Origin of the sequence: Stenotrophomonas sp. HMWF003, assembly GCF_003061285.1 — a bacterium.
Taxonomy (GTDB): domain Bacteria; phylum Pseudomonadota; class Gammaproteobacteria; order Xanthomonadales; family Xanthomonadaceae; genus Stenotrophomonas; species Stenotrophomonas maltophilia_AP.
The window spans coordinates 6,521-7,150 of the sequence record NZ_QAIW01000187.1 but is presented as its reverse complement, the minus strand read 5'-3'; the positions used below and the strand labels follow the sequence as shown (position 1 = coordinate 7,150).

Annotated in this window: 1 protein-coding gene and 1 pseudogene; both read right to left on the bottom strand. The window is 71.7% G+C overall.

Annotated features, from left to right (window positions below):
- Positions 1–269: DUF4124 domain-containing protein (locus tag DBR34_RS22355; protein WP_258223736.1), on the bottom strand; the 269-nt coding region annotated here is incomplete at its 3' end.
- A gap of 53 nt (positions 270–322) precedes the next feature.
- Positions 323–630, bottom strand: a pseudogene (locus tag DBR34_RS22350) (DUF4124 domain-containing protein); the annotation flags it as partial.

Genomic DNA, 630 nt, shown 5'->3' with positions numbered 1-630 from the left:
ACCGCCGCTGCCACCGGGGCGCTGGACGGCGCCGTCGGGGCGGCGCTGCTGGCCGGGGCGGTGAAGCGCTGGATGCGTTGCTGGGTGCCGGCCGGGCAGGGCGCGTTCTGCACGGTGAGGCCGCCATCGGCGGCGGTACAGCGGAACAGCACCACGTCCTCGGCAAGCGCCTGCGCTGGCAGGCACAGCCACATGGCGAGCAGGGCCAGGCCGCTGCGCGATGCGACACGGCGGGTCAGGGAAGGGGGCGGCAGGAAAGCGATGGGCATCGGGTCGGGGCGACAAGCCGAAAGGCGTAGCGAAGTGCGCATTGAAGCACGTGCTAGCGGCAGTCGCGTTCCAGTCGCGCATCCACGCTGCGCTGCTCACGGCTGAGCGCATCACGTTGGCCCTGCAGCGCACTGTTGTACTGGCGGACCAGTTCCCAGCGACGATCCTGCAGGCGCGCGCAGACGTCCTGCTGTGGCAGCGGGTTGCACGCGTCGCGCACCAGCACGTTGCCGGTGGGCACCACGGTGTCGGTGTAGGTGCCGGGGTAGACCTCGCGGGTACCCTCCCAGTGCGTGCTGCCGCTGCCCACGCTGACGCTGCCGCCCACGTGCGGACCACCGCCGGAGATCGACAGCGAGC